The sequence below is a fragment of the Anaeromyxobacter sp. K genome (assembly GCF_000020805.1).
Lineage (GTDB): Bacteria > Myxococcota > Myxococcia > Myxococcales > Anaeromyxobacteraceae > Anaeromyxobacter > Anaeromyxobacter dehalogenans.
Window position 1 is genome coordinate 5,034,754 of record NC_011145.1, and the last position, 26,879, is coordinate 5,061,632.

Genomic DNA, 26,879 nt, shown 5'->3' on the forward strand with positions numbered 1-26,879 from the left:
CCTTTTCCCACCTCAAGGAGCATCGACCATGCTGCGTCGCATCGTCCTCCTCGGCCTCGTCGCGCTGGCGGCCACCGCCTGCCAGCCCGGGTCGAAGGACTCGAAGAAGTCCGGCCCCGCCGTCGCCACCGGCAACGGCTTCACCATCACCGCCGGCGAGATGAAGGCGCGCCTCGACGAGCAGTCGCCGTTCATCCGCGCCCGCTACTCCACGCTCGAGCGCAAGAAGGAGTTCCTCGACAACCTGATCCGGTTCGAGGTGCTGGCGCGCGAGGCCGAGCGGCAGGGCCTGGCGAACGATCCCGACGTCCAGCTCACGCTGAAGAAGGTGATGGTCCAGAAGCTCGTCCAGAAGAACTTCCAGGACGCGAACGGCGCCGCCGCCGAGGCGATGCCGGAGGCCGACCTGCAGAAGTACTACGACGAGCACAAGGCCGAGTACTACCGGCCGCGCCGCGTGCGCCTCGCCGCCGTCGTGTGGAACGCGCCCGCCGGCAGCCCCGAGCGCGCCGCGAAGGTCGCGCTCGCGAAGAAGGCGCTCGCGAAGCTGAAGGCCGAGGAGAAGAAGAACACGCTCGCGTTCGCGCAGCTCGTGAACGAGTTCTCCGAGGACGCGGCCAGCAAGGCCACCGCCGGCGACCTCGGCTTCAAGTCGCGCGAGGACCTCGAGAAGGCGTACTCGAAGGAGTTCGCCGACGTCACCTTCAACCTGCAGCCCGGCGCGACCAGCGGCGTCCTCGAGACCGCGAACGCCGTCTACCTGGTGAAGGGCACCGGCGAGCAGGACGAGCTGAACCGGACGTTCGAGCAGGTGAAGGCGCAGATCCAGACCAAGCTCTACCGCGAGAAGAAGACCAAGGAGTTCGACGGGTGGCTGAAGAAGCTGCGCGACGACGCCAAGGTCTCCATCGACGAGAAGGCGCTCGAGGCGGTGGAGGTCTCGGCCGCCGCGCCGGCCGGCATGGGCGGCATGCCCGGCATGCCGGGGATGCCCGGCGGCCACGGCCCCATGGGCGCCGGCCCCCGCCCCATGGGCGCGCCCGCGCCCGCGCCGGCCGCCGCGCCGGCCCCGGCCCCCGCCCCGGCGAAGTGACGTGCGCCCGGCCCTCGCGCCCATCCTGATCGCCACCGCGCTCGCCGCCGGCTGCGGCCGCTGCGGCGCGGCGCGGTCCGGCGAGCGCCCCGCGCCCGGCGCGGTGGCGGTCGTGAACGGGGAGCCCATCGCCCCCGACGCGGTCGCGCGCGAGCTGCGCGACGCGCAGGCGGGCGCGGAGGGCCAGGGCCAGGCCACCGGCGACGTGCTGCGGCGGCGCGTGCTCGACGACCTCGTCGATCGCGCGCTGCTCCTGCAGCAGGCGCGTGCCCGCTCGATCGTGGTCGGCCAGGACCAGGTCGAGCGGGCCTTCCTCCGCCTCCGGGCGGAGTACCCCGGCACCCACTTCGACGACCTGCTCGCGCAGGAGCGGCTCAGCCAGGCCGAGCTGAAGGCCCGCCTCAAGGACCAGCTCACGGTGGAGCGCCTGTTCGAGCAGGAGGTGTTCCCGCAGGTCCAGGTGGTGGACGCCGAGGTCGAGCGTTACTACGCGGAGCACGGCGCCGAGTTCCAGGAGCCGGAGCGGGTGCACGTGCTCCAGATCGTCGTCGCGAGCCGCGAGGAGGCCACCCAGGTGCGCGAGAAGCTCCGCCGCAACCCGCAGACGTTCGCCGAGGTGGCGCGCCGGTCCTCCATCGCCCCCGAGGGCAAGAGCGGCGGCGACCTCGGCCTCATCGGGCGCGGCGCCGGGTTCCCGGAGGTGTTCGACACCTGCTTCTCGCTGCCGGTGAACGTGATCTCCGACGTCACCCCGTCCCCGTATGGCTTCCACCTGTTCAAGGTGGTGGAGAAGAAGCCGGCGCAACGGCGCACGCTGGAGCAGGCGCGCGCCGAGATCGCCGAGAAGCTCGGCCGCGAGAAGCGGGCCGGGGCGCAGGCGGAGTACCTCGAGGCCCTCCGCAAGCGCGCCCAGATCGACATCGACGAGAAGGCCCTCGCCGCGGTGACCCCTTGAACCTCTCCCTCGCGCTCCTCGCCGTCACCCTCTCCAGCGCCGCGCCCGCCGCGCCGACGACCCCGGCCGCCGCGGCCCCGGCCCCGCGCCGCGTGCTCGATCGCGTGGCGGCCATCGTCAACGGCGACGTGGTGACGCTGCAGGAGCTGGAGCAGCGCGCCGCCGCGCTCGGGCTGGCCGCCGCCGACGCGCTCCCCGCCGGCCCGGCGCGCGACAAGGCCCGCGCCGACGCGCTCCGGCGCGCGTTCGACCAGGTGGTCTCCGACAAGCTCTTCGCCGAGAAGGCGAAGGAGCTGGAGATCGAGGTCACCGAGAAGCAGGTGGACGACGCCATCGAGGGCGTGAAGAAGCAGAACGGCTTCACCGACGCCCAGCTCGAGTCCGCCCTCGCCTCCGAGGGCTACTCCATGACCGACTACCGGGCCCGCATCCGGCGCGAGCTGCAGAACTTCTCGCTGCTCCAGTACAAGGTGGCGGGCAAGATCAAGACGTCGGAGGAGGACCTCCGGAACTACTACCAGTCCCACCCGCAGGAGTTCGACGGCGAGGACGAGGTGCGGGTCCGCCACATCTTCATCCCGTTCGCCGAGGGCGGCGGTGCGCAGGCCGAGGCGCAGGCGCGCGCCGAGGGCCAGCGGGTGCTGCAGCGGCTGAAGACCGGCGAGGACTTCGGCGCGGTCGCGAAGGCCGTCTCGCGCGGCCCGTCCGCCGAGGAGGGCGGCGAGCTGGGCTGGCTGAAGCGCGGCACCATCCACCGGACGCTCGAGGACGCCGCGTTCGCGCTGAAGACCGGCGAGATGTCCGGGCTGGTGGAGGCGGGGCCCGGCGTGCACATCCTCAAGGTCGAGGAGCGGCGGCGCGGGGGCGGCAAGAGCTTCGAGCAGGCGCGCGACGAGATCCGGCAGCGGCTCGGCGAGGAGCAGGCCGAGAACTACCGGCAGCAGTACGTGGCCGAGCTCCGGCGCGACGCGCTCATCGACGTGAAGCTGCCCGAGCTGCGGCCGTGAGCCCCGCGGCCCGCCCGCGCGCCGGCCGCCCCCGCATCGCCATCTCGCTGGGCGATCCCTCCGGGGTCGGACCGGAGGTGACCGCCGGCGCGCTGCGCGCGCTCCGCGGCGAGCTCGTCCCGCTGGTGTTCGGGGACCGGCGGGTGCTCTCCCGCGCGCTCGGCGACCTGGGCCTGCCGGTGGTCGAGCCCGGCGCGCCGCTGCCGCCCGGCGGCGCGCTCGTCGCCACCACCGCGCTCCCCGCCGGCCAGCTCCGGCCCGGCCGCCCCGCGCCGGAGGCCGGCGCGGCCCAGCTCGCCTACGTGGAGGCCGCGTTCCGCGCGGTGCGCGAGGGCGCGGCGGCGGCGCTCTGCACCGCGCCGGTGTCGAAGGCGCAGGTGGCGCGGGCGCTGCCCGGGTTCGTGGGGCACACCGAGTGGCTGGAGGCCGCCTGCGGCGTGCGCCGCTCGGTGATGATGCTGGCCGGCGACCGGCTCCGCATCGCGCTCGTCACGAACCACGTGGCCTTCTCGCGGCTGCGGCGCGCGCTCACCGTCCCGCGCATCGTCGAGACGCTCGCCATCACCCACCGCGCGCTCCGCGACGACCTCGGCATCGCCCGGCCGCGCCTCGCGCTCGCCGCGCTCAACCCGCACGCGGGCGAGGAGGGCGCGTTCGGCGACGAGGAGTCGCGGCTGCTCGCGCCCGCGCTCGAGGCCGCCCGCGCAGCCGGTGCGCCCGCCGCCGGCCCGTTCCCGGCGGACTCGGTGTTCTTCCGCGCCGCGCTGGGCGAGTTCGACGCGGTGGTCGCGCTCTACCACGACCAGGGGCTCATCCCGGTGAAGCTGCTCGACGCGGTGGGCGGGGATCCGGCGGTGAACGTGACGCTGGGGCTGCCCATCGTCCGCACCAGCCCGGACCACGGCGTCGCCTACGACATCGCCGGCAAGGCCAAGGCGAGCGCCGCCTCGATGATCGCGGCGCTGCGGCTCGCGGTCCGGATCGCGAACGTCCGCGCGCGCGCGGGACGGTAGGGCGCGCAGTCCCAGCGCGGCGCAGCCGCGCCCGCGGGGACGTCGCGCGAGCCCGCGAACGCGGGCGCGCGACGTCACGGGACCCGCGCAGCGGGGTGGGGCCCCGCGGAGCTCTGCTCCGTGGGGCGGGGCGCAGCCCCGTCAGACCTCCGCAGCCCCGTCAGACCTCCGCAGCCCCGTCAGACCTCCGCAGCCCCGTCAGACATTGAACCGGAAGTGCATCACGTCGCCGTCCTGGACGACGTAGTCCTTCCCTTCGATGCGCAGCTTGCCCTTCTCGCGGCAGGCGGCCTCGGTCTTCAGCTCGAGGAGGTCCTCGATGCGGATGACCTCGGCCTTGATGAAGCCCTTCTCGAAGTCGGTGTGGATGACGCCGGCCGCCTGCGGCGCGCGCGAGCCCTGCCGCACCGTCCAGGCCCGGCACTCGTCCTCGCCGGAGGTGAAGTAGGTCATGAGGCCGAGCAGCCGGTAGCCGGCGTGCACGAGGCGGTGCAGGCCGGGCTCCTCCAGGCCGAGCGAGGCGAGGTACTCGGCGCGCTCCGGCGGCGCGAGCTCCACCAGCTCGGACTCCACCTTGCCGGAGATCTCCACCATGGGCGCGCCCTCGGCGTCGGCGAGCGCCTTCACCGCCAGGATGCTCGGGTCGGTGGCCTCCTTGCCGAGCTGCGACTCGTCCACGTTCGCGATGTAGAGCACCGGCTTCGAGGTGAGCAGGAACAGGTCCTTCACCGCGGCGCGGTCCTCGTCGGAGAGCGGCTGCGCGCGCACCGGCGTGCCGGCCTCGAGGCCCGCCTTCACGCGATCGAGCGCCGCCACCTCGAGCTTCGCCAGCTCGCCGGCCTTGCCGGCGGCCTTCGTGTTCTTGAGCGCGCGCTCGCGCTTCTTCTCGACCGAGTCGAGGTCCTTCAGCATGAGCTCGGTCTCGACCACGTCGCGGTCGCCGCGCGGATCCACCTTGCCGGCCACGTGGACGACGTCGGGGTCCTCGAAGCAGCGCAGCACGTGGGCGATCGCGTCCACCTCGCGGATGTTCGCGAGGAACTGGTTGCCGAGCCCCTCGCCCTTGGACGCGCCGGCGACGAGGCCGGCGATGTCCACGAACTCGAGCGTGGTGGGGGTGGTCTTCTTCGGCTTGAACAGCGCCGAGAGCGCGTCGAGGCGCGCGTCCGGGACCGGCACCACCCCCACGTTCGGCTCGATGGTGCAGAACGGGTAGTTGGCGGCGGCCGCCTGGGCGGCGCCGAGCAGCGCGTTGAAGAGGGTGGACTTCCCCACGTTGGGGAGGCCGACGATGCCGATGGAGAGACCCATGTGCCGCTCTCTCTATCCCGCAAGAAACGAAAACGCTCCGGCGGACGCGGGGGCCCGCCGGAGCGCGATGCGAGCTCGGGAACCGCCGCGGCCTAGGCCGCGCGGTTCGCCGGGAGCTGCGCGATGTACTCCTCGACGAGCGCCCGCTGGGCCTTCTCGTCGAGGTTCGCCTTCACCAGCCGCGAGGCGGCGTCGATGGCGAGGTCCACCACCTGCGCCTTGAGCTCGGTCTTGGCCTTCCCCAGCTCCTCGGCGATCTGGCGGCGAGCCTCGGCCACCAGCTCGTCCGCCTCCTTGCGCGCCTTGGCGGTGAGCTCCTGGCGGAGCGCCTCCACCTCCTGCTGGTTGCGGCGCGCGAGCTCGGCGGCCTCGCGCTGCGCCTTCGCGAGCGACTCCTTCTGCGCGGCCAGCAGCCGCTCCGCCTCGGCCCGCTCCTTCTTGGCCGAGTCGATGGCCTCTCGGATCGAGCGCTCGCGCTCGGCCAGCATCTTGACGATCGGCCCCCACGCGAACTTCCCGAGCACCACGAGCATCACGAGGAACGTGATGGCGGTCCAGAGCGTGAGGCCGGGGTTGATGTCGGCGATGCCGCCGGCGGCGAGCACCGGGACCGGCGAGAGGAAGGAGGCCATGGCAGTCACTCCCAGGAGACGCTGGGCTCCGCGGTTCGCGGAGCGCTTACTTGGCGAAGGAGAGGAGGAGGCACACGACGATCGCGAAGAGCGTCGCGCCTTCGATGAGGGCGGCGGCGATGATCATCGAGGTGCGGATGTCGCCGGCGGCGGTCGGCTGGCGGGCAGAGCCCTCCATGGCGGCGGCGGCGAGCTTGCCGATGCCGAGGCCGGCGCCGAGGACGGCGAGGCCGGCGCCGAAGCCGGCGGACAGGTACGCGAGGGCGGCAGAGGTCATGGCTGCGTTTCTCCGGTGCTGCGTGGGCGGTGTTGCCGGGCCGCTCGTTCCCGGGGCGCTTACCGCGCTCGACTACCCATGGCCGGGGGACGCCCCCGCCACGTGTGAACCGTGCTCCGAGCCCATGCCGGGCCCGGCGTGCCCGTGCTCCTCCGCGTGCCCGTGGTCGTCGCCGTGGTGGACCAGGCCGGCGCCGATGAAGAGCGAGGAGAGCATGGTGAAGATGTAGGCCTGCACGAACGCCACGAAGAGCTCGAGCAGGAAGATGCTGAGGGCCATCGGCACCGAGCCGAACGCCACCCAGGGCGTGCCCAGCGCGAAGATGAGGCCGAGCAGCGCCAGGATCACGAAGTGCCCCGCCAGCATGTTGGCGAAGAGACGGACGGTGAGGGCGAAGGGCTTCGTGAACAGGCCCAGGAACTCCACCGGCACCATGATCAGCCAGAGCGGCGCGAGCGACTTCGGCACGCCGCCGGTGAGGTGGGCGACGTAGCCGCCCATGCCCATGGCGCGGATGGCCGCGTACTGGGTGATGAAGAAGGTGAAGAGCGCCATCGCCACCGTGACCGACAGGTTGGCGGTGGCGGTCGCCGAGAAGGGCAGCAGGCCGAACAGGTTCAGGAACAGGATGAAGAAGAAGGCGGTGACGAGGTACGGGGTGAAGCGGTCCGCGTCCTTCTCGCCGATGTTCTTCACCGCGATCTCGTTCCGGACGAACGCGACCAGCAGCTCGATGAAGTTGTAGAGACCGCGCGGCACCAGGCTCTTCTTGCGGACCGCCGCGAGCACCACCACGAGCAGCAGCGCCGAGGCGAGCCACATCATGATGACGTGCTTGGTGGGCGTCAGGTCGAGCTTGCCGAACTTGAGCGCGTCGCCGAACGTCGCGCGGAGATCCCACTCGCAGTTCCAGGCGAAGGCGCCGTTACAAAAGCCGGGGTGCTCGATGACGTAGCCGTCGGTGACGTGGTGCAGCATCACCGCGCCGAGGCTCTCGTCGTGCCCGCCCTCGTGGCCGGCGGCCTCGCCGTGCTCGCCGGCGGCGGCGGCGTGGGCCTCGACGGCGGCGCCGTGCTCGCCGGCCGGGGCGGCGTGCGGATCGGCGGACGCCGCGGCCTCGGGGGCGGCGCCGTGCTGCTCGACCGCGGCGGGGGCCGGCGCGGGCGCGGCGTCGTGCTGGGCGAGCGAGAGGCTGAGGGCGAGCGTGACGAGCGTGGCGGCGGTCATGCGGTCGTTCCCGTTCCTCGGTTGAGCGAGTGGACGAAGGCGCCTTCGATGGCGCTGAAGACGAAGTAGGGCACGAAGAAGGCGACGACGAAGGCGTAGATGCTCTCGCCCGCGCGCGCGACCGCGAAGGTCCCGAGCGCGACGAGGAGGATGCGGGCCAGGAACGCGGAGGCCATCACCGCGAGCGCGCGCTGCACCGGCTTCGACCCGCGCGCGAAGCGCGCCATCGCGACGATCGACGCGAGCGCGGTCACGCCGGAGATCGAGGCGCCGACGAGCGCGCCGCGGCGGTACGCCCCGGAGGCGAGCGCGAGCGCGACGAACGCGGCGGCGACGACGGCGGTGAGGAGCTGGTGCTTCAACTCAACGGTCCTTCTTCCCCGATCCGAGTACGGTCCTGAAGAAGCTGATGAAGCCGCCGATCATCCCGAGCAGCGCGCCGACGAGCAGGAACCACGGCCTCTCGTTCCCCAGCTTCCCGTCCAGCCAGTGGCCGGCCCAGGCGAACAGCCCGACGGAGGCGACCAGCGTGGTGGAGGCGCCCATGTACGGCGCCGCCTTGCCGTAGCCCTGCGCAAGGTTCGAGAGCCCCTTCTGCTCCGGTTCCCGGCGCTCTCGATCGCTCGGTCCCGGCACTGCGCGCCTCCGCCCCTCGTCCCCGGAATCACCGGAGGTTACCGACGTTTCGGCGAGCCGAAGGGCACGCCCGTATAGCAGGCGGGACCGGCGGCGTCAATGGCCGCGCCCCCCGCCCGGAGCCATCCCGCGTCACCCGGCGGACGGGAGGGCCGCCACCAGCCGGTCCACGTCGTCCGGGGTGCTGTAAAGGTGCGGCGCGACGCGGATCCTGCCGCCCCTGAGCGAGGTCCAGACCCGCGCCGCCCGGAGCGCGTCCTGGCCGGCCTCGGTGGCGGTCGCGCCGGCCGTGGCCCGCAGGCAGAGAAGGTGGCTGCGCGCCTCGGGCGCGAGCGGGCTCGCCGCCTCCCACCCCGGGGGCAGGGCCGCGAGCAGCCGATCGCCGAGCGCCCGGGCGTGGGCCTGGATCCGGGCCGGGCCGGCCTCGAGCACGAGGCGCAGCGACTCGGCCAGCGGGAGGAGGTTGTTGAAGCTCGCGGTCTGGTGCGCGTCGTAGCGCCGGGCGCCGGGCTTCAGCTCCGGCGCGGTGGGCAGGTGCTCGAAGTCCTCCGAGCCCTTCACCGCCCACCAGTTGAGGTCGCCCACCGCCAGCCGGTCCAGCGCGGCGGAAGAGAACAGCCCGAGCGCGGTGCCGTAGGGGCCGAGCAGGAACTTGTAGGCGGCGGCCGCGTAGACGTCCACGCCCGAGCCGCCGAAGTCGAACGGCAGGGCGCCCGCCGCCTGGCTGCCGTCCACCACCGTGAGCGCGCCGGCCCTGCGCGCCGCCTCCACCACCGGGCCCGGGTCGATGCGCCCGCCGTGCAGGTACGAGACGTGGGCGAACGCCACCACCCGCGTCCGCGGGCCGATCTCGGCGGCGAGCCGCGCGGCCGAGACCGCGCCGCTCGCGTGGTCCGGCTCGACCACCCGGACCCGCACGCCGCGCCGGGCGAGCCAGCGCCAGGGGAAGTCGTTCGACGGGTACTCGTGGCGGGCGACGAGGAGCTCGTCGCCCTCGGCGAGCTCCAGCCCGCGCGCCACCGCGTTCACGATCTGCCCGGCGCCGGTGGCGATCGCGACCGCCTCCTCGCGCGCGCCGAGCAGGCGGGCCGCGAGCGCGCGGACCTCGTCCACCGCGCTCACGTAGGTGCGCGGGCCGATGCGCCAGGGCTGCTCCTTCAGGCGCAGCGCCTCGCGCCCGGCGCGCGAGGCGGCGAGCGGGAGCGGGCCCTGGTTCGCGGCGTCGAGGTAGGCGATCCCCTCGAACGCCGCGAAGCGATCGGAGAGGAGCGGGTCGAGCTCCCCCAACGTCAGGCCACCTTCGCCGCCTCGGCGAAGGCCAGGCGCGCCGCGGCCACGGTGCGCGCCACGTCGTCGTCGGTGTGGGCGGTCGAGAGGAACGCCGCCTCGAACTGCGAGGGCGGCAGGTAGGCGCCGTGCTCGAGCATGGCGTGGAAGAACGCGCCGAACCGGCGGGTGTTGCAGGCGCGCGCGCTCGCGGCGTCGAACACCGGCCGGTCCGAGAAGAAGACGGTCAGCATCGAGCCCACCCGGTTCACCTGCACCGGCACCTTCGCCTCGGCCGCCGCGGCCTGGAGGCCCTCGGCGAGCGCGGCGGAGAGCGCCTCCAGCTTCCGGTAGGCCGCCTCGGTCATGAGCTTCAGCGCGGCGTGCCCGGCGGCCATGGCCATCGGGTTCCCCGAGAGCGTGCCGGCCTGGTAGATGGGCCCGGCGGGCGCCACCCGGTCCATCACGTCGCGGCGGCCGCCGAACGCGCCCACCGGCAGGCCCGCGCCGATCACCTTGCCGAACGTGACGAGGTCGGGGCGGAGGCCGTACAGGCCGCAGGCGCCGCCGGAGGACAGGCGGAAGCCGGTCATCACCTCGTCCACGATGAAGAGCGCGCCGTGCTTCCTGCAGAGGTCGTGGACGCCCTGGAGGAACCCGGGGCGCGGCACGAGCACGCCCATGTTCCCGACCACCGGCTCGAGGATCACCGCCGCGATCGACGCGCCCTTCGCCTGGAACACCTGCTCCAGCGCGGGGAGATCGTTGTACGGCGCGGTGAGCGTGTGCCGGGCCACGTCCGCGGGCACGCCGGGCGAGTCGGGGAGGCCGAGCGTCTCGACGCCCGAGCCGGCCTTCACGAGCAGCGGATCGCCCGCGCCGTGGTAGCAGCCGTCGAACTTCACGATGTCGTCGCGCCCGGTGAAGCCGCGCGCCACGCGGATGGCCGAGGTGGTGGCCTCGGTGCCGGAGGACACGAAGCGCATCTTCTCCACCCACGGCATCCGCTCGCGCACCAGCTCGGCGAGCAGGATCTCGCGCGGCGACGGCGCGCCGAAGGAGGAGCCCTCCTTCATCGCGTCCTGCACCTCGCGCATCACCTCGGGGTGGCAGTGCCCGACGATCATCGGGCCCCAGGACAGCACGTAGTCGACGTAGTCGTTCCCGTCGACGTCGAAGATGTGCGAGCCCTTCGCGCGCGAGATGAAGCGCGGCGTGCCGCCCACGCCCTTGAACGCGCGCACCGGGCTGTTCACGCCCCCGGGGAACAGGTCGTTCGCCTTCTCGAACAGCTTCTGCGACAGCTCGGTCTTCATGGTCCCTCCCGCGGGGCGGGCTTCGCCGACCCCTTGTCGAACGCCGCGGCGCGGTCGCCGGGCCGGGCCGTTCCCGCCCGCGCGCGCCGCTCGCGCACCGCCTCGATGTTGGTCCGGATCGCGTCCGGGTTCGGGTGCCCCGGCAGCGCGAGCGCGTACAGCTCGAGCGCGCGGTCGAGGTCGCCGGACTGCGCGTGAATCTGCGCCTGCGCCTCGAGCGCGCGCGCCCTCACGTCCGGGCGCGAGCGCCGGTCCACCAGCGCCTGGAACGCGCCCAGCGCCTCCTCGTCCCGCCGCTCCAGCGCCCAGGACTGCCCGGTGAGCAGCTGCGCCTCGTCGGCCAGCTCGTGGGTGGGCCACTTCTCGCGCAGGATGCGCGCCTCGGTGCGCGCCTGCTCCCAGCGCTTCAGCGCCAGGTACTCGTGCGCCACCTCGAGCTGGTACCGCGGCGCGTCCGGCGAGTCGGAGCCGGCCACGTCGGCGTACTGGGTGATGGCGGCGAGGTGGTCGCCGTAGCGGTCGCGGAAGATGTCGCCGAGCCGCCCGCGCGCCTCGTGCGCCTCCGGGCCGCCCGGGTGGAGCGAGATGATGCGGCGGTAGTAGGCGAGGGCGCTCTGGTAGTCGCCCAGCTCGAGGTACGAGACGTCGCCCGCGAACTTGAGCGCCTTCCAGCGCACCTCGGCGTCGGCCTTCCCGAGCTGCCCCTCGCCGAGGTCGGCGAGGAGCTGCTGGTAGCCGGCGAGCGCGCCGCGCGGATCGCCGGCGTGGCGGCGCGCGGTGGCCGCCTCGAGCTTGCGCTCGGCGGAGCCGCAGCCGAGGAGCAGCGCCGCGGCGAGCGCGGCGGCGGCCCAGCGGAACCGGGTGGAGCTCACCCCTGCTCCTCCGGCCCCTCCCCGCCCTCGCCGCCCTCGCCCGAGGCGTCGCCGGCGTCGCCGCCGTCCTCCGGCGCGGTCTCGACCGGCGCGGCGCCCTCCGGCTCCTCGCGCACGCCCGCCTCCTCGGCCTCGGGGGTGGTCTCGGCCACGCGGGCCACGCCCACCACCTGCTCCTCCTTCGACTCGAGGGTGATGAGCCGGACGCCCTGCGTGTTCCGGCCGATGACGCTGATCCCGCGGGCCGGCATGCGGATGAGCATGCCGCCGTTCGTGATGAGCATCACCTCCTCGGCGTCGCCGACCGGGGCCGCCGCGACCACCGGGCCGTTCCGCTCGGTGGTCTTGATGGTGATGAGCCCCTTCCCGCCGCGCGTCTGCACCCGGTACTCGGCGAGCTCGGTGCGCTTGCCGTAGCCGTTCGCGGTGACGGTGAGGACGGTGTGCGCCTGCTCGCCCTCGGCGGCCGCCGGGATGGCCGCGCCGGCGACCACCTCGTCGCCGGCCTCGAGCGTGATGCCCTTCACGCCGTAGGCGGTGCGCCCCATGGGCCGGACGTCGGACTCCTCGAACCGGATGGCCATGCCGCGCGCGGTGGAGAGCAGGATGTGGCTGCGGTCGTCGGTGAGGCGCGCCGCGATGAGCTCGTCGCCCTCCTCGATGCCGAGCGCGATGATCCCGGCCGCGCGCGGGCGCGCGAACTGCTCGAGGCGCGTCTTCTTGATGAGCCCCTTGCGCGTGACCATGAACACGAACGCGGGCGTGCCGGGCGGCGTCGCCTCGTCCGCCTTCTCGGCCTCGGCGCCCTCGGCCTCGGCCGCGTCGTCGGCCGCGCCGGGCGGCTCGGGCAGCCGCCGCACCGGCAGGATCGCCGCGACCTTCTCGCCGGGCGCGAGCTGCACCAGGTTCACGATGGGCTTGCCCTTGGCGGTGCGGCCGGCGGGCGGGATCTCGTGGACCTTCAGCCAGTACACCTTCCCCTTGTCGGAGAAGACGAGCAGGTAGCTGTGCGTCGAGGCGACGAACAGGCTCTCGAGGAAGTCCTCGTCGCGGGTGGCGGCGCCGGTCTTGCCGCGCCCGCCGCGCTTCTGCGCGCGGTAGAGCGACACCGGGTTCCGCTTCACGTAGCCGAGGTGCGAGACGGTCACGACCATCTCCTCCTCGGCGATGAGGTCCTCGGTGGAGAGGTCGGAGGCCTCGCCCTGGATCTCGGTGCGGCGCTCGTCGGCGAAGAGCTGCTTCACCTCCTTCAGCTCCCCGACGATGACGTCCATCAGCACCTTCTCGGACGCGAGGATCTCCTTCAGGCGCGTGATGAGCTTCTGCACCTCGGCCAGCTCGTCCAGGATCTTCTGGCGCTCCAGGCCGGTGAGGCGCTGGAGCTGCATCTCCAGGATGGCCTTCGCCTGGAGCTCGGACAGCGCGAACCGCGCCATCATCTCGTCGCGGGCGGCGTCGCGGTCCTTCGCCTTCTTGATGAGCTCGATGATCTCGTCGATGTGGTCGAGGGCGATCTGGTAGCCGAGCAGGATGTGCTCGCGCTCGCGCGCCTTGCGCAGCTCGTAGCGGGTGCGCCGCGTGACCACGTCGCGGCGGTGCGCCACGAAGCGCTCCAGCATCTCCTTCAGCGTCAGGATGCGCGGCTGCCCGCCGTCGATGGCGAGCATGATCACGCCGAAGCCCATCTGCATCTGCGTGTGCGCGTACAGGTTGTTCAGCACCACCTGCGCCATCGCGTCGCGCTTCAGCTCGATGACGATGCGCATGCCCTCGCGCGAGGACTCGTCGCGCAGGTCGCTGATGCCCTCGATCCGCTTCTCGCGCACCAGCTCGGCGATGTGCTCGACCAGCTTCGCCTTGTTCACCTGGTACGGGATCTCGGTGACGACGATGGTCTCGCGCTCGGTCTTCGGGTGGATCTCCACCACCGTGCGCGCGCGCACCTGGATCGTGCCGCGGCCCTTCTCGTAGGCGGCGCGGATGCCGTCGCGGCCGTGGATGAACCCGGCGGTGGGGAAGTCCGGCCCCGGGATGAAGCGCATCAGGTCGAGGACGGTGGCCTTCGGGTTCTCGATGAGGTGGACGGCCGCGTCGATCACCTCGCCCATGTTGTGGGGCGGGATGTTGGTGGCCATGCCCACCGCGATGCCGGCCGACCCGTTCACCAGCAGGTTGGGGAAGCGGGTGGGGAGGACGCGCGGCTCGAGGATCGACTCGTCGAAGTTCGGCCCCCAGTCGACCGTCTCCTTGTCGATGTCGGCGAGCAGGTGGTCGGAGAGCTTCTCCAGGCGGCACTCGGTGTAGCGGTAGGCCGCCGCGGGATCGCCGTCCACCGAGCCGAAGTTGCCCTGGCCGTCGATGAGCGGGTAGCGCAGGTTCCAGTCCTGCGCGAGGCGCACCAGCGCGTCGTAGACCGAGGCGTCGCCGTGCGGGTGGTACTTCTTCAGCACCTCGCCCACGACGCCGGCGCACTTGGAGTAGCGCTTGTTGTGGTGCAGCCCCTCGGTGTGCATCGCGTAGAGCACGCGGCGGTGCACCGGCTTCAGGCCGTCGCGCACGTCGGGCAGCGCGCGGCCGATGATCACCGACATCGAGTAGTCGAGATACGACTTGCGCATCTCCTGCTCGATGTTGACCTGCGGGCCCCCGGGCGCCGCCGGAGGAGGAGGGGGCGCGGGCGCGTCGGGAGGGGTCGGGGGCAGGGTGTCTTCGGGCATCGGCGGGCTCGCGGCCAGGCGGCGGCGGAGCGCGTGGGGCCGCTCCGCTGGAAGGGGTGGTTTTATCCGATTCCCCTTGGAGATTCAATGCGTTTGCCGCGCTGCGGCGGGGCGGGCGCGGCGCCGCGGCAGCGGGGCGGCGAATTCACGTACCGTGCGGCTCGGGCGGGGCGGCGCGCGCCGGAGACGGCCCGGAAACGGCGACGGGGAAGGCGCCGGAGCGCCTTCCCCGCCGTGGGAAGCCTGTTCGCGTCGCCTAGCGGCCCGCGACCGTGAGCCGGGCCGCGGCGCGGCGCACGCGCGCGGACTCGGCCTGGTGGCTCTCGTCCTGCTCGGTGAGCTGGAGCAGCCGGTTCTGCGCGTCCTCGAAGGCCTTGCGGGCGCGGTCCACGTCGATCTCGCCGGCCGCCTCGGCGGTGTCGGCGAGCACGATGACGCGGTTGTCGGCGACCTGCAGGAACCCGCCGCCGACGGCGTAGTGGTGCTCCCGCCCGCCCTCGACGTAGGTGAGCCGGCCGGGCTCGAGCGCGGTCATGAAGGGCTCGTGGTTCAGCCGGACGCCGAACCCGCCCTGCACGCCGGGCGCGCGGACCTCGTCCACCTGGACCGAGAGGACCCGCTTCTCCGGCGTGACGATGTCGAGCGTGAGCGCCATCGGTTACCCCGCGGTGAGCTTCTTGGCCTTCTCCACCGCCTCCTCGATCCCGCCGACCATGTAGAACGCCTGCTCCGGCAGGTCGTCGTGCTTGCCGTCGACGATCTCCTTGAAGCCGCGGATCGTGTCGGGGAGCTCGACGTACTTGCCCGGGTTGCCGGTGAACTGCTGGGCGACGGTGAAGGGCTGGGAGAGGAAGCGCTGGATCTTGCGGGCGCGCGCCACGGTGAGCTTGTCGTCCTCCGAGAGCTCGTCCATGCCGAGGATGGCGATGATGTCCTGCAGGTCCTTGTAGCGCTGCAGGGTCTCCTGGACCGCGCGGGCCACGGCGTAGTGCTCCTGGCCGACCACGTTCGGATCGAGGATTCGCGAGGTCGAGTCGAGCGGGTCCACCGCGGGGTAGATGCCGATCTCGGTGAGCTTGCGGTTCAGCACCGTGGTGGCGTCGAGGTGCGCGAACGCGGTCGCCGGCGCCGGGTCGGTGAGGTCGTCGGCGGGCACGTAGATGGCCTGCACCGAGGTGATGGCGCCCTTCTGCGTGGAGGTGATGCGCTCCTGCAGCTCGCCCATCTCGGTGGAGAGCGTGGGCTGGTAACCCACGGCCGACGGGATGCGGCCGAGGAGCGCGGACACCTCGGAGCCGGCCTGGGTGAACCGGAAGATGTTGTCGATGAAGAGCAGCATGTCGCGGTTCTCGACGTCGCGGAAGTACTCCGCCACGGTGAGCGCCGAGAGGGCGACGCGGGCGCGGGCGCCGGGCGGCTCGTTCATCTGCCCGTACACCAGCACGCACTGGCTCTTCGACAGGTCGTCCTTGTTGATGACGCCCGCCTCGATCATCTCGTGGTACAGGTCGTTGCCCTCGCGGGTCCGCTCCCCCACGCCGCCGAACACCGAGAAGCCGCCGCGCTTCTTCGCGACGTTGTTCACGAGCTCCATCAGCAGCACGGTCTTGCCCACGCCCGCGCCGCCGAACAGGCCGATCTTGCCGCCGCGGAGGTACGGGGCGAGCAGGTCGATGACCTTGATGCCGGTCTCGAACGCCTCGACCTTCACGTTGAGGTCGGTGAGCAGCGGGGCCGCGCGGTGGATGGGCAGCGTCCGGGTCGCGGCCACCGGGCCGCGCTCGTCCACCGGCTCGCCCACCACGTTCAGGATGCGGCCCAGCACCTCCTTGCCCACCGGCACGGCGATGGGGGCGCCGGTGTTCTTCACCGGCATGCCGCGCACCAGGCCGTCGGTGGAGTCCATCGCGATGCAGCGCGCGGTGTTCTCGCCGAGGTGCTGCGAGACCTCGATGACGAGGTTGTCCTGGCGGTCGTCCACGCCCGGGTTCGTCACCTTGAGCGCGGTGTAGATGTCGGGCAGCGCGCCGGGCGGGAACTCGACGTCCACCACCGGGCCGATGACCTGCGTGATCCTGCCGTTCTCAACGTTCGTAGCGGTGGCCATGTCTTCCTTTCGGGGACCGTTACTTGAGCGCCTCGGCGCCGCCCACGATCTCCATGAGCTCCTTCGTCACGTAGGCCTGGCGCGCCCGGTTGTACTGGAGGCTGAGCGACGCGATCATCTCCTCGGCGTTCTTGGTCGCCGACTCCATCGCGCTCATGCGCGCGCCGTGCTCCGACGCGGCGGACTCGAGCAGCGCGCGCCACACCTGCATCGCCACGTGGCGGGGCAGGAGCTCGGCGAGCAGCGCCTCGCGGGAGGGCTCGTACTTGAAGTCGATGCCGGTCGCGTCGGCGCCGGCGGCCGAGGTGTCGATGGGGAGCAGCTGCACCACCACCTGCTTCTGGGAGATGGCGCTCTTGAACTCGTTGTAGGCGAGGAACACCGCGTCCACCTCGCCGGCGAGGTAGCGCTCGGTGGCCTCGCGCGCGAGCGCCTCGGCCTTCTCGTAGGCGAGGTTCGCGTGGACGCCGGTGTAGTCCTTGCGGATCTCGAGCCGGCGGGCCTTGAAGTACTCGCGGCCCTTCTTCCCCACGGTGGAGAGCGCGATCCGCTCGAAGCGGTCGGCGTTCTCGGTGAGGAAGCGCTGGACGAAGCGGCAGATGTTGGAGTTGAAGCCGCCGGCCAGGCCGCGGTCGCTGGTGACGACCACCACCTCGGCGGTGCGCTGCGCGCGCGGGGCGAGCAGCGGGTGCGCCACCTGCTCCTCGGCGGCGGCGCGGGCCGCCAGCCGGGAGAGGGTCTGGTCCAGCAGGACCGCGTACGGGCGGGTCTTGAGGACGGCGTCCTGGGCGCGGCGCAGCTTCGCCGCGGACACCATCTTCATGGCCTTGGTGATCTGCCGCGTCGAGCGGACCGAGCCGATGCGGTTGCGGATGTCGCGAAGGGAAGGCACGGGAGCCTCGTCTCCTCGGGCGGCTAGCCCTCGATCTTGAAGATGCCGGCGAACTCCCGGAGCGCGGCGTCGAGGTCCTTGCGGATGCCGTCGTCGAGCGCCTTCTTCTCGGCGATCGCCTTCGCGATGCCGGGGTGCCGGGCGTCGAGGAACTCGATGAGCTCGCGCATGTAGCGGACCACCTGCTCGGTCGGCACCGCGCGGATCCAGTTCTGGCCGTCTGTGTCCTTCTGCGTGCCGGCGTAGATCTGGATGACCTGCTTCTCGACCGGGAGCGGCGCGTACTGGCCCTGCTTCAGCAGCTCGACCAGGCGCTCGCCGCGGGCCAGCGTCTCCTGGGTGGCCTTGTCGAGGTCGGAGCCGAACTGCGCGAACGCGGCCAGCTCGCGGTACTGGGCGAGGTCGAGCTTCAGCGAGCCGGCCACCTGCTTCATGGCCTTGATCTGCGCGGAGCCGCCGACGCGGGACACCGAGATGCCGACGTTAATGGCCGGCCGGACGCCCTGGTAGAACAGGTTCGACTCGAGGAAGATCTGGCCGTCGGTGATGGAGATGACGTTCGTCGGGATGTACGCCGACACGTCGCCGGCCTGCGTCTCGATGATGGGGAGCGCGGTCAGCGAGCCGGCGCCCTCCTTGTCGGAGAGCTTGGCGGCGCGCTCGAGCAGGCGGCTGTGGAGGTAGAACACGTCGCCCGGGTACGCCTCGCGGCCCGGCGGGCGGCGGAGGAGCAGCGAGAGCTGGCGGTACGCGACGGCCTGCTTCGACAGGTCGTCATAGATGATGAGCGCGTGGCGGCCGGAGTCGCGGAAGTACTCCGCCATGGTCACGCCGGTGTACGGCGCGAGGTACTGCATCGGCGCCGGGTCGGAGGCGCTGGCGGAGATGACCGTGGTGTACTCCATCGCGCCGTACTTCTTGAGCGTGTCGACCACGCGCGCGACGGTGGACTGCTTCTGGCCGATGGCGACGTAGAAGCAGTAGAGGTTGTTGCCCTTGTTGTTGAGGATGGTGTCGATCGCCACCGCGGTCTTGCCGGTCTGGCGGTCGCCCAGGATCAGCTCGCGCTGGCCGCGGCCGATGGGCACGAGCGCGTCGATCGCCTTCAGGCCGGTCTGCATCGGCTCGTGCACCGACTTGCGCTTCACGATGCCGGGGGCCTTGATCTCGATCTTGCGGTGGTGCTTCGCGTTCAGCGGCCCGCGCCCGTCGATCGGGTTGCCGAGGCCGTCCACCACGCGGCCGAGCAGCTCCTCGCCCACCGGCACCTCGGCGATGAGGCCGGTCCGCTTGACCGGGTCGCCCTCGCGGATGTGCTCGTACGGCCCCATGATGGCGGCGCCGACGTTGTCCTCCTCGAGGTTGAGGACCAGGCCGCGCACGCCGCCCGGGAACTCGAGCAGCTCACCGGCGGCGGCGCCGGCGAGGCCGTAGATGCGGGCGACGCCGTCCGCCTGGCTCAGGATGGAGCCGGTCTCGGCGACCTCGACCTTCTTCCCGTAGTCCTTGATCTGCTCGCGGATGATGCGGCTGATCTCGTCGGCGCGGATTTCCATCGGATCGGTTCTCCGGGGCGATGCTGTGGGGTGAGCGAGTTCGTTACTGCTTCAAGGTCTTGCGGAGGTCCTCGAGCTGGGTCCGCAGCGAGCCGTCGTAGACGAGGCTGCCGACCTGGGCGACGACGCCGCCGAGCAGGGCCGGGTCCACCGCGCGATCGAGGAGGACCGTCGCCTTCGTGGCCTGGGAGAGCCGGTCGGCGATGGCCTGGGCGGCCGAGGCGTCGAGGGGCACCGCCGAGGTGACCCGGGCGCGGAGGCGGCCGAGGTGCTGATCGGCGAGCGAACGGAAGGTGTCCACCACCGCCGCCAGGTAGGCGAGGCGGTTCCGGTCGCCGAGCAGGAAGAGGAGGTTGGCCGGCTCGCGCTCGAGCTTCAGCGCAGAGGCCAGCTTCTCCACGATGGCCCGGCGCTGCTCCTTCGAGTAGACCGGGTTGGACAGGACGTCGCGCAGATCGGGGGAGCCTTCGACGGCGTTCTTCAGCACCTGGAGCGCGTCGTTCCAGGGCTCGACGCGACCCTGCTCGACGGCGAGGCTGAAGAGCGCCCGGGCGTACCGGCGGGCGATGGAACCCATGAGCATAAGAGGACGCGCTGCGTAGCATGTCGCAGGCGCCCCGGTCAAGTACGTCCCGGCTTTACCCCGTGGACTTTCGCGGGGTTCGGGGCTCGATTGACACCCGCACCCGTCGACTTACGTTCCCCGCGCCTGAAAAGGAGGTCAAAAATCATGGCGATGCTGACCAGATTCGAGCCCTTCCGAGACCTGGCGAGGCTGCAGGACGAGATGGGCCGCATGTTCGGTGATGACCGCCTGTTCCGCGCCGGCGAGTCGGTGGGCTGGACGCCCGCGTGCGACATCTACGAGGACGAGGAGGCGGTGACGCTCCGCTTCGAGTTGGCCGGGGTGGATCCGAAGGACGTCGAGGTCCGCTTCGAGAACGGCGTGCTGACGCTGCGGGGTGAGCGGAAGCTCGAGCACGACGAGAAGCGCGAGAACTACCACCGCGTGGAGCTCGGCTACGGCACCTTCACCCGGTCCTTCACGCTCCCGAGCACCGTGGACGCGGAGCACATCCGCGCCGAGGCGAGGAACGGGGTGCTGGCGGTGACGCTGCCGAAGCGAGCCGAGGCGAAGCCGCGCGCGATCCAGGTGAAGATCACCTGAGTGATGCGACGGGGCTGCGCCCCGCCCCGCCAAGCGGAGCTCGGCGGGGCCCCACCCTGCTGCGCGGGGCCCGTGACCTCGCGCGCCCGCCTTCGCGGGCTCGCGCGAGGTCCCCGCGGGCGCGGCTGCGGCGCGCGGACGGGCTGCAGCCCGCGATGCGCGGGATCGCACACCAGTCTCGGCAAACGAAAAGCGGGCCCCGTCTCCGGAGCCCGCTTTCCTTTTGCCCACGACGTGACGCGTCGCGTTACGGCTTGACGGCCGCGACGGCCGGAGCCGGGGCGGGCTTCGACGCGGTCTTGTCGAGCGCCTCCATCTTCGACTGACCCTCGAAGATGACGCCCTTCTCGACCATGAGCGACGGGGCCTCGATGTTGCCCCGCATCTTCGCGGGATGGTGCAGCTCGACCGCGTTCTTCGCGCGGACGTTGCCGTTGATCTCGCCGTGGACGATCACCGTGCCGCAGGTGATCTCGGCGGACACCTTGGCGCCCTCGCCGACCACCAGCACGTCGTTGGTGACGATGGTGCCGGTGAACTTGCCGTCGATGCGGACGGTGCCTTCGAAGGTGAGCTTCCCTTCGAACTCCGAGCCGCGGCCCAGCAGGGCGTTGAGATCGCCGGACGCGGCCGGGATGGAGGTGAGTTCTTCGCGCTTCAGCATGGCCATGGAATGCGGCTCCTCGTTCCTCGATGGCTTCGTGGGCGTGTCTTCAGCCGGGCCGGGCGCGCCGTCAGACGGCGCGTCCTCCCTCAGCTTGCTCCAGAAGGACATCCTTCCTCACAGTGGTACTGGATCGGCCGTCGCCGGCCCAGGCTCGACGTCCCTTGAACCGGGGACGTCGAACCCTACTGTTACGCTCCGATCTTTGCCAGTATTCCGTCGAGTTCGTCGAGGGAGGTGTATTCAACCTCGAGCTTCCCGGCGACCGCAGACTTGGGGACGACGCGGCACCGCGCGCCCAGCCGGCGCTGCAGCCGGTGCGCAAGGTCGCGGATCGCCGGGCTGTCGGCGGGCGCATCGCTGGGCCCCGCCTTCGGCGGCTTCTTGGAGAGGCTCCGGACGAGCGCCTCGGTGGCGCGCACCGACAGCCCCTCACGGATGGCCCGCTGCGCGACTTTCCGGATCGCCTCGCCGTCCTCGAGGCCGAGCAGGGCGCGGGCGTGGCCCATGTCGAGCTGGCCGCCCCGGACCGACTCGCGCACGTCCTCCGGCAGCTTCAGCAGCCGGAGCGCGTTCGCGACCGTGGAGCGCTCCTTGCCGACGCGGGTGGCGATCGCCTCCTGCGTGAGCCCGTGGTCCGCCTGCAGGACCTCGTAGGCCTCCGCCTCCTCGATCGCGTTCAGGTCGGCGCGCTGGAGGTTCTCGACGAGCGCGAGCTCGAACGCCTCGCGATCGGTCGCCTCCCGGAGAACCGCCGGGACCTCCTTCAGCCCGGCGCGCTGCGCGGCGCGCCAGCGGCGCTCGCCGGCCAGGATCCGGTACCGCCCGCCGTCCTTGCGTACCAGGATCGGCTCGACGATCCCGTGCTGCCGGATGGAGGCCGCCAGTTCCTCGAGCTTCGCGTCCTCGAACCGCTTGCGGGGCTGCTCCGGGTTGCGCTCGATGGCCTCGACCGGGAGCGTGAGGAGCGTCCGGCCCGGGATGGCGGGCGCGGGCGCCGCCGCCGCGCTGGGCGGGGGCGGGGCGTTGGACAGCAGGGCGGCCATGCCGCGCCCGAGGGCGGGGCGGCGCTTCTCGGCGATGCTCACGCGAGACCTCCCTCCGCGCCGAAGCGTGCGGCGACCTCGCGCGCGAGCTCGAGGTAGCTCTGACACCCCTTCGACGTGACGTCGTAGAGCAGGATGGGCTTCCCGTGGCTGGGCGCCTCGGAGAGCCGCACGTTCCGCGGGATCACGGTCTGGAACACCTGGCTCGCGAAGGTCTTCCGGATCTCGTCCGCGACCTGGTTCGCGAGGTTGTTGGGCGAGAACATGGTGAGGACGATCCCGTCCACGGTCAGGCCCGGGTTCGCGGCGGCGCGCACGAGCTCGATCGTCTTCAGCACGTCCGCGAGCCCCTCGAGCGCGTAGTACTCGCACTGGAGCGGGATGATGACTCCCTGTGCGGCCACCAGGCCGTTCAGAGTCAGCAGGCCGAGCGACGGGGGGCAGTCGATGACCACGTACTCGTAGCTCGGCGCGAGCGTGTCCACGGCGCGCTTCAGGCGCGACTCGCGCGCGTCCAGCTCCGCCAACTCCAGCTCGGCGCCGACCAGGTGGCGCGAGGCGGGGACGAGGTCGAGGAACTTGAGCTCGGTCTTGCGGACCGCCTCCGACAGCGGCTGGTCGTCGAGCAGCACCTCGTAGATGGACTTCTCCGACTCGTCGCGCCGGATGCCGAGCGCGCTGCCGGCGTTCCCCTGCGGGTCCACGTCCACGAGCAGCGTCCGGTGCTCCGCGGCCGCGAGCGACGCGGCCAGGTTGACGGCGGTGGTGGTCTTGCCGACCCCGCCCTTCTGATTCGCGATGGTGAGGATGCGGCCCATTCGTCCTGCTTCCAGGGGGGCAATGCCCCCAGCCGACGTCTCGTCCAAGAAGAGTTCCCTCGGTTGCGGTTCCGGTGTCCCGGTTCGGGACGGTGCCGAGGGACCATGCCCCAGCCCTCTGACACCGGGGCGTTCCACGTGGAACGTTCGCGGCGCATGGGTAGGCGGCGGGACGCTGTTCCACGTGGAACACACCGGGTCCGGCGTCGCCGCCGTTCCACGTGGAACATCGAGTCCTGCCGGGGAAGTCCGGCGAAGGCCGCCGGTCGAACGGCTACCGGCGCTGCCAGCGGGCGACCGCCCGCGCGGCGCGCGAGATGGGCAGCTCGTACACGTCCAGGCCGACGAGCGTCAGCCCCTCGGCCGCGCCGACGGCCTCGAGCGCGGCGCGATCCACCTCGCGGCCGAGCATGGCGAGGAGCGTGCCGCCCTCCGCCAGGTACCGCGCGCCGACCGGCACCCAGCGGTCGGGATCGGCGAGCGCCCGCGACACCACCGCGTCCGCGCGCGGCAGCCCCTCGCGCTCCGGATCGCCCTCCGCACGCACCGCCACCCCGCGGACTGGCAGGTCGAGCTCCGCGGACACGGCCTTCACGAACGCGATCTTCTTCGCCACGCCGTCGCAGCAGGTGACCGACAGGTCGCGGCGCGCGCACGCGAGCGGCATGCCCGGCAGCCCGGCGCCGCTCCCGACGTCGAGCAGCGTCCGGGCGCCGCTCAGGACCGGCAAGAGCACCAGGCTGTCCACCAGGTGCTTCTCGGCGAGCTCCGCCGGCGCGGTGATGGCGGTGAGGTTGACCTTCCGGTTCCAGGCGAGGAGGCGATCCGCATAGCGCTCGAGGAGCGCCCGCGCCGCTTCGTCCACCGGCAGCCCGAGCGCCTCGATCCCGCTCGCCAGCGCCTCGTGGAAGGCCGGATCCATGGCCGCGGCTAGGCCTTCCGGCCCCGCCGGCCGATGGCCGCGTCCACCTCGGCGAGGTGCTCGCCGAGGAACGCCTCGACGTCCGCGTCCTCGAGCCCGAGATCGCGCAGGACGCCCTCGTAGACGAACTTGAAGCCGTCCCGGTACTGGTCGTCCTGCAGCGCGAAGGAGCGCCGCAGCACCGCCGCGGAGAAGAGCTTCTCCTCTCGGGTCTTCTCCTTCGCCAAGGGCTACCCCTGCGCCCCGGGCTTCGCGGGGATGACGAGCAGCTGGCGGAAGATCCCCTCGCCCTCGCTGTGCGTCGAGACCTCTCCGCTCGCGACCAGCGCGAGGTGGATCTGCCGCCGCTCGCGGGGGCTGATGGGCGCGACGGCCAGCACCTGGCCCATCCGCACCGCGGCCGCGGCCAGCCGCGCGGCCATGGCCTCGACCGCCGGGTCGCCCTCCTCGCGGAAGCCGCCCACGTCGAGGTTCACCCACTTCCGACCCTCGGCCCGCGGGTTCGCCACCCGGTTCACGAGGACCTGCGCCGCCTCGACGAGCTGGGACGAGAGCTCGAGCGCATTGCCCGCGGCGGGCGTGACGGCGACGCCGATGGCCTCGGGCGTCTCCTTCACCTCGATCGCCACCTCGCCACCCATGCGCCGGAACAGCTCCTCGAGGAACGACCGGGCGGCGGCCACCTTCTCCGGCGCCTCGCGCGGCGGCGGAGCGCCCTCCCTCGGCTGCCTCTCGTCCATGGCTCCTCCGCTACTTCCCGGCGGCCGGCGCGGGCGCCGCCTGCTGGTGCTTCATCATGAGCTGCTGCTGCACGATCGAGAGCAGGTTGTTGACGAAGATGTAGAGCGTCAGGCCGCCCGGGACGAACAGCATGATGACCGTGAAGAACCCGGGGAAGAAGTAGAGCATCATCTTCGCCTGGGCGTTGTCGGCCGGCTGCGGCGACAGCTTCTGCATCACGAAGCTCGAGATGCCCATGGCGATGGGCAGGATGAAGTACGGGTCGTGCGCGGTGAGGTCCTTCATCCAGAGGAACGGCTCGCGGTACAGCTCGACCGAGGTCTGCAGCGCCGCGTAGAGCGCGAACCACACCGGCATCTGCAGCAGCATCGGCAGGCAGCCGCCGAGCGGGTTCACCTTGTGCTTCTGGTAGAGCTGCATCACCGCGAGGTTCATCTTCTCGCGGTCGTCGCCGAACTTCGCCTTCAGCTTCTCGATCTCCGGCTGCAGCTTCCGCATCTCGTTCATCGACTGCATCGACTTGTACGTGAGCGGGAACAGCACCAGGCGGACGAGCACCGTCAGCAGGATGATGGCGACGCCCCAGTTCCGGACGATCGCCTCGAGCCAGCGCATCACGTAGAGCAGGCCGCGCGCGAACAGCGCGAAGAACTTCGCGACCGCGCCGTAGTCGATGGCGCTCTCGAAGCCGCGCCCGTAGCCGCGCAGCGTGTCGAGGTCCTTCGGGCCCGCGTACACGGTGAGCGACAGCTTGCGCGCGCCGCCCTCCACCGGCACCGCCAGCGCCGCGAGCCCCGCGCCCTTCACCGGCCCGCGCACGAACGTGCAGGTGCCGATCGGCTCCGCCGGCAGCACCGCCGCCACGAAGTAGTGCTGGTCCACGCCGGCCCAGGACACCTGGCCCTCGAGCTTCTCCGGCGCGCCCTCCTTGGCGAGGTCGAAGCGCTCGGTGGTGGTGCCTGCGCGGCAGACCGGCCGCACGAAGTCGAGCGGCGGGCCGGAGAAGATGCCGCCGCTCTTCGTGTCGGGCGGCATGAACGCGGGGTAGAGCACGCCCACGGTGCCGTTGCCGGCGCCGCCGCTCAGCTCCACGTCGAGCGCGAGCTCGTAGGGCTTGCCGGTCACCCGGAACGTCTTCCGCGCGGCGAGGTTGCCGACCCGGCCCTCGAACGTCACCGAGGACGCGTCCTTCGCCACGATCCGCATGGGCGCGCGCGCGCCGGGATCGGCCGCGACATCCGCCGCGCCGCCGAGCTCCGGCGAGGCCGAGAGCGAGAGCGGGTAGGGCTGCCCGTCGGTCACGTGGACGAGGTCGATCTGCACCTCGCGGTCCTTCTCCTGCTTGCGGAACTTGTCGCCCTCGAGCCGGAGGCTCTTCAGCGCGCCGCCGTAGGTCGTGAGCGTCGCCTCGAAGCCCTTGCCGGCGAGCTTCACCGTCTCCTCCGGCGCGTCGGGAGGCGGCGCCGGCACCGCAGGCGCGGCGGCGCCCGGGGCGGGCGACGCGGGGGCGGCCGGCTTCGCGACCTCCGCGGCCGGCGGGGGGGCCGGCTTCGGCGGCACCTTCTTGGTGGGGAAGATCACCTGCCAGAGGATCAGGATGCCGACCGACAGCACGGTCGCGAGGAGGATGCGGCGATTGTCAGGACCCAAGGTCTACCTCTTAGGGGTCAGTTCCGGCACCGGGTCGACACCCCCGGCGTGGAACGGGTGGCAACGGCAAAGGCGGCGCACGGTCAGCCACGAGCCCCGCAGCGCGCCGTGACGCTGGAGGGCGGTGACCGCGTACGCGGAGCAGGACGGGTAGAAGCGGCAGGCGGGCGGCAGGAGCGGCGAGACGAGCCGCTGGTAGATGCGGACGAGCAGCACCAGGGCCGCCCGGATCACGGGCTGCCTCCCGGCGCCGAGCGGAGCGCGCGGGCGGCCGCGGCGAGCGCACGGCGCGCACCGTCCACGCCCATCCGCAACGCGGCGGGGCGGGCGATGACGACCAGATCGACGGGGGGGTACTCGGGGCGGATCTCACGCCAGGCCTCTCGGACCCAGCGCTTCACGCGGTTCCGCTCGACGGCGTTTCCAACCTTCGAGGACACCGTGATCCCGATCCTCGGCCGGGGCGATCCGGAGACGAGCGCGAGAACGAGCACGTCTCCGGAGTACAGCCGCCTGCCGTGCTGCTGGACCTGGACGAACTCTCGGCGACGCCGCAGCCGCGCCGCCTTCGGCAGCCTCACCTCGGCCGCTACTTCTTCGGCGCGCGCGTGGTGAGGCGCTTGCGGCCCTTGGCGCGCCGGCTCTTCAGGACGTTTCGTCCGCCGGGGGTCTTGGAACGCTTGAGGAAACCGTGGGTCCGGTTCCTCCGCTGCTTCTTCGGTTGATAAGTCCGCTTCATGGCGCGGCAAACTCCCCGATCGCTCGCGCGATGTCAAGGTTTCCGGCCACTTCGGGCCTCCGCGCGGCGACGGCGCAGGATCGCCTCTGGACGCGTGCCGGAAACCTGCGTGCTTTCGCCGACGATCAACTCGGCCTTGATCCGCGCGGCGAACCTTCGCTAACTTCCGCGCCCGCACCACGAGCCCGCCTGACTCCTCGCAGACCGAGCGAAGAGTGGAGCCGCAGACTCCCAGGAGCCTGCGGACGGGGGGC

General features: G+C 72.0%; 30 protein-coding genes. 5 read left to right on the forward strand and 25 right to left on the reverse strand.

From position 1 onward, the window contains the following. The first annotated feature begins 28 nt into the window (after window positions 1–28). The 4 genes from ANAEK_RS22420 to pdxA are packed head-to-tail and all read left to right on the forward strand — an operon-like array spanning window position 29 to window position 4,068. Window positions 29–1,093, forward strand: a complete 1,065-nt coding sequence (locus ANAEK_RS22420) for a peptidyl-prolyl cis-trans isomerase (protein ID WP_012528416.1) — start codon at window positions 29–31, stop codon at window positions 1,091–1,093. A 1-nt stretch (window position 1,094) separates the two neighbouring features. Continuing rightward, a complete protein-coding gene (locus ANAEK_RS22425) occupies window positions 1,095–2,048 on the forward strand; it encodes a peptidyl-prolyl cis-trans isomerase (protein WP_012528417.1) in 954 nt (317 codons plus the stop codon). Continuing rightward, window positions 2,045–3,055 carry a peptidylprolyl isomerase gene (locus tag ANAEK_RS22430; RefSeq protein WP_012528418.1) on the forward strand — a complete coding sequence of 337 codons (1,011 nt, stop codon included), beginning with the start codon at window positions 2,045–2,047 and terminating at the stop codon, window positions 3,053–3,055. Before ANAEK_RS22425 ends, ANAEK_RS22430 begins: the two co-directional genes overlap by 4 nt. Next, window positions 3,052–4,068, forward strand: a complete 1,017-nt coding sequence (gene pdxA, locus ANAEK_RS22435; RefSeq protein ID WP_012528419.1) for a 4-hydroxythreonine-4-phosphate dehydrogenase PdxA — start codon at window positions 3,052–3,054, stop codon at window positions 4,066–4,068. The genes ANAEK_RS22430 and pdxA overlap by 4 nt, the downstream gene beginning before the upstream one ends. 198 nt (window positions 4,069–4,266) lie before the next feature. Here pdxA and ychF read toward each other — a convergent pair whose 3' ends face one another. From ychF to atpH, 15 genes are all read right to left on the reverse strand, one after another. Continuing rightward, window positions 4,267–5,379, reverse strand: coding sequence for a redox-regulated ATPase YchF (gene ychF / locus ANAEK_RS22440; RefSeq protein ID WP_011423382.1), 1,113 nt, complete (start codon window positions 5,377–5,379; stop codon window positions 4,267–4,269). A 92-nt stretch (window positions 5,380–5,471) separates the two neighbouring features. Continuing rightward, complete coding sequence (atpF, locus tag ANAEK_RS22445) at window positions 5,472–6,011, reverse strand: F0F1 ATP synthase subunit B (protein ID WP_012528420.1); 540 nt, start codon at window positions 6,009–6,011, stop codon at window positions 5,472–5,474. 46 nt (window positions 6,012–6,057) lie between these two features. Further along, window positions 6,058–6,288, reverse strand: coding sequence for an ATP synthase F0 subunit C (gene atpE / locus ANAEK_RS22450; RefSeq protein WP_011423384.1), 231 nt, complete (start codon window positions 6,286–6,288; stop codon window positions 6,058–6,060). 72 nt (window positions 6,289–6,360) lie between these two features. Continuing rightward, complete coding sequence (locus tag ANAEK_RS22455; protein ID WP_012528421.1) at window positions 6,361–7,515, reverse strand: F0F1 ATP synthase subunit A; 1,155 nt, start codon at window positions 7,513–7,515, stop codon at window positions 6,361–6,363. After that, entirely contained in the window at window positions 7,512–7,877 is a 366-nt protein-coding gene (locus ANAEK_RS22460) for a hypothetical protein (protein ID WP_012528422.1), read from the reverse strand. The genes ANAEK_RS22455 and ANAEK_RS22460 overlap by 4 nt, the downstream gene beginning before the upstream one ends. 1 nt (window position 7,878) lies before the next feature. Further along, the gene (locus ANAEK_RS22465; protein WP_012528423.1) at window positions 7,879–8,151 is read right to left on the reverse strand and encodes an AtpZ/AtpI family protein; all 273 of its coding nucleotides are present in this window, start codon (window positions 8,149–8,151) and stop codon (window positions 7,879–7,881) included. A 132-nt stretch (window positions 8,152–8,283) separates the two neighbouring features. Further along, window positions 8,284–9,438 carry an aminotransferase class V-fold PLP-dependent enzyme gene (locus tag ANAEK_RS22470; RefSeq protein ID WP_012528424.1) on the reverse strand — a complete coding sequence of 385 codons (1,155 nt, stop codon included), beginning with the start codon at window positions 9,436–9,438 and terminating at the stop codon, window positions 8,284–8,286. 2 nt (window positions 9,439–9,440) lie between these two features. Further along, complete coding sequence (hemL, locus tag ANAEK_RS22475) at window positions 9,441–10,733, reverse strand: glutamate-1-semialdehyde 2,1-aminomutase (RefSeq protein WP_012528425.1); 1,293 nt, start codon at window positions 10,731–10,733, stop codon at window positions 9,441–9,443. Then, complete coding sequence (locus tag ANAEK_RS22480) at window positions 10,730–11,605, reverse strand: tetratricopeptide repeat protein (RefSeq protein WP_012528426.1); 876 nt, start codon at window positions 11,603–11,605, stop codon at window positions 10,730–10,732. The genes hemL and ANAEK_RS22480 overlap by 4 nt, the downstream gene beginning before the upstream one ends. After that, window positions 11,602–14,322, reverse strand: coding sequence for a DNA gyrase subunit A (gene gyrA / locus ANAEK_RS22485; protein WP_012528427.1), 2,721 nt, complete (start codon window positions 14,320–14,322; stop codon window positions 11,602–11,604). The genes ANAEK_RS22480 and gyrA overlap by 4 nt, the downstream gene beginning before the upstream one ends. Window positions 14,323–14,578: 256 nt before the next feature. After that, window positions 14,579–14,977, reverse strand: a complete 399-nt coding sequence (locus ANAEK_RS22490; protein ID WP_012528428.1) for a F0F1 ATP synthase subunit epsilon — start codon at window positions 14,975–14,977, stop codon at window positions 14,579–14,581. A gap of 3 nt (window positions 14,978–14,980) precedes the next feature. Next, window positions 14,981–16,429 carry a F0F1 ATP synthase subunit beta gene (gene atpD, locus ANAEK_RS22495; RefSeq protein ID WP_012528429.1) on the reverse strand — a complete coding sequence of 483 codons (1,449 nt, stop codon included), beginning with the start codon at window positions 16,427–16,429 and terminating at the stop codon, window positions 14,981–14,983. Between the two features lie 19 nt (window positions 16,430–16,448). Continuing rightward, entirely contained in the window at window positions 16,449–17,321 is an 873-nt protein-coding gene (atpG, locus tag ANAEK_RS22500) for an ATP synthase F1 subunit gamma (RefSeq protein WP_012528430.1), read from the reverse strand. A gap of 23 nt (window positions 17,322–17,344) precedes the next feature. Further along, window positions 17,345–18,877, reverse strand: coding sequence for a F0F1 ATP synthase subunit alpha (gene atpA / locus ANAEK_RS22505; protein ID WP_012528431.1), 1,533 nt, complete (start codon window positions 18,875–18,877; stop codon window positions 17,345–17,347). Window positions 18,878–18,920: 43 nt separating this feature from the next. Beyond that, window positions 18,921–19,460: an ATP synthase F1 subunit delta gene (gene atpH, locus ANAEK_RS22510; RefSeq protein ID WP_012528432.1), complete on the reverse strand. Its 540-nt coding sequence runs from the start codon at window positions 19,458–19,460 to the stop codon at window positions 18,921–18,923. Between the two features lie 147 nt (window positions 19,461–19,607). On the opposite strand from atpH, the gene ANAEK_RS22515 reads away from it, so the two are divergent. Then, window positions 19,608–20,045, forward strand: coding sequence for an Hsp20/alpha crystallin family protein (locus ANAEK_RS22515; protein WP_012528433.1), 438 nt, complete (start codon window positions 19,608–19,610; stop codon window positions 20,043–20,045). A gap of 247 nt (window positions 20,046–20,292) precedes the next feature. On the opposite strand, the gene ANAEK_RS22520 is transcribed toward ANAEK_RS22515, so the two are convergent. From ANAEK_RS22520 to rpmH, 10 genes are all read right to left on the reverse strand, one after another. Next, entirely contained in the window at window positions 20,293–20,715 is a 423-nt protein-coding gene (locus ANAEK_RS22520; RefSeq protein WP_012528434.1) for a polymer-forming cytoskeletal protein, read from the reverse strand. Between the two features lie 185 nt (window positions 20,716–20,900). Beyond that, on the reverse strand, window positions 20,901–21,797 hold the full coding sequence (locus ANAEK_RS22525; protein WP_012528435.1) for a ParB/RepB/Spo0J family partition protein: 897 nt from the start codon (window positions 21,795–21,797) through the stop codon (window positions 20,901–20,903). Next, the gene (locus ANAEK_RS22530; RefSeq protein WP_012528436.1) at window positions 21,794–22,573 is read right to left on the reverse strand and encodes a ParA family protein; all 780 of its coding nucleotides are present in this window, start codon (window positions 22,571–22,573) and stop codon (window positions 21,794–21,796) included. Before ANAEK_RS22530 ends, ANAEK_RS22525 begins: the two co-directional genes overlap by 4 nt. Window positions 22,574–22,847: 274 nt before the next feature. Next, on the reverse strand, window positions 22,848–23,495 hold the full coding sequence (rsmG, locus tag ANAEK_RS22535) for a 16S rRNA (guanine(527)-N(7))-methyltransferase RsmG (RefSeq protein WP_012528437.1): 648 nt from the start codon (window positions 23,493–23,495) through the stop codon (window positions 22,848–22,850). 8 nt (window positions 23,496–23,503) lie between these two features. Then, entirely contained in the window at window positions 23,504–23,722 is a 219-nt protein-coding gene (locus ANAEK_RS22540; protein ID WP_012528438.1) for a hypothetical protein, read from the reverse strand. 3 nt (window positions 23,723–23,725) lie between these two features. Next, the gene (locus ANAEK_RS22545) at window positions 23,726–24,235 is read right to left on the reverse strand and encodes a R3H domain-containing nucleic acid-binding protein (RefSeq protein ID WP_012528439.1); all 510 of its coding nucleotides are present in this window, start codon (window positions 24,233–24,235) and stop codon (window positions 23,726–23,728) included. 10 nt (window positions 24,236–24,245) lie between these two features. Further along, the gene (yidC, locus tag ANAEK_RS22550) at window positions 24,246–25,886 is read right to left on the reverse strand and encodes a membrane protein insertase YidC (RefSeq protein ID WP_012528440.1); all 1,641 of its coding nucleotides are present in this window, start codon (window positions 25,884–25,886) and stop codon (window positions 24,246–24,248) included. A 3-nt stretch (window positions 25,887–25,889) separates the two neighbouring features. Then, a complete protein-coding gene (gene yidD / locus ANAEK_RS22555; RefSeq protein ID WP_012528441.1) occupies window positions 25,890–26,120 on the reverse strand; it encodes a membrane protein insertion efficiency factor YidD in 231 nt (76 codons plus the stop codon). Further along, on the reverse strand, window positions 26,117–26,467 hold the full coding sequence (gene rnpA, locus ANAEK_RS22560) for a ribonuclease P protein component (protein ID WP_012528442.1): 351 nt from the start codon (window positions 26,465–26,467) through the stop codon (window positions 26,117–26,119). Before rnpA ends, yidD begins: the two co-directional genes overlap by 4 nt. An 8-nt stretch (window positions 26,468–26,475) precedes the next feature. Beyond that, window positions 26,476–26,625 carry a 50S ribosomal protein L34 gene (gene rpmH, locus ANAEK_RS22900; RefSeq protein WP_011423406.1) on the reverse strand — a complete coding sequence of 50 codons (150 nt, stop codon included), beginning with the start codon at window positions 26,623–26,625 and terminating at the stop codon, window positions 26,476–26,478. Window positions 26,626–26,879: the final 254 nt, after the last annotated feature.